Annotated in this window: 1 protein-coding gene; it reads right to left on the bottom strand. The window is 65.1% G+C overall.

Annotated features, from left to right (window positions below):
• Positions 1–722, bottom strand: a 722-nt coding sequence (locus tag DIE11_RS36675; RefSeq protein WP_221622488.1) for a DUF6531 domain-containing protein, incomplete at both ends; no start/stop codon positions are given.

Raw genomic sequence — 722 nt, 5'->3', positions numbered from 1 at the left:
ACCAGCGTGAGGTCTTCGATGCGATCTTCATGGAACTGTCCGACCTTGGGCAGCGGGTAGTCGTGGCTGCGGCCGTCGGCGCCGTGGTAGCGCAGGCCTTCGCCCCGCACGTCGAGGCGCGTGGTGTACGGCGTGATCCAGCGCGCGCCCAGCACGCCATCGTCGAAGGCACCCAGACTGGAGCGGTAGGTACGCGTCCAGGCGATGGGAAACGGGCCGGGTAGCGTGAAGTCGGTGTGGCTGAGTGTTTCGCTGCCCGTGGCAAAGCTGATACTGCTGCCGGTGCCTGACGGCGCTCCGATCTTGCACACGTTGGCGTCTTGGTCGGCCGGGCGTTCTTTGACGCGTGCCTCAAGTGATTCGCCTGGATGGAGCGATCCAGCCCGGCTCGTCGTATCGGTCTTGACATTGGCGGCCAGGTAACGGCTCGGCCCTCGCGCTTCGAGCGACCGATGCAATCCGGCGACGATCCACCCGACACTACCTTGCGTCGACGGATTGGCCTGCGCGCGTACCTGGCTGGCCAAGAGCGCGGCGAACTGGCGCAGTAGCTGGGCGTTTGCGGCGATCTTGGCGCGCGTTTCTTTTGAAAGGCTTTGTGCCGGGGCGTTCGGGCTTGTGGTGGCGGCATCGCGCTGAAACTGAAGCGCCGCGTCATAGAGGTTGGAAAACAAGTCGGAGGGGTCGCGCCACGACTTCCCTGATTCGCTTTTGCCGGGCGC

The organism is Burkholderia sp. Bp9012 (genome assembly GCF_003853825.1).
GTDB classification, from domain to species: Bacteria; Pseudomonadota; Gammaproteobacteria; order Burkholderiales; family Burkholderiaceae; genus Burkholderia; species Burkholderia diffusa.
The sequence above is the reverse complement of the archived record's forward strand: the minus strand, read 5'-3'. Positions and strand labels throughout refer to the sequence as shown.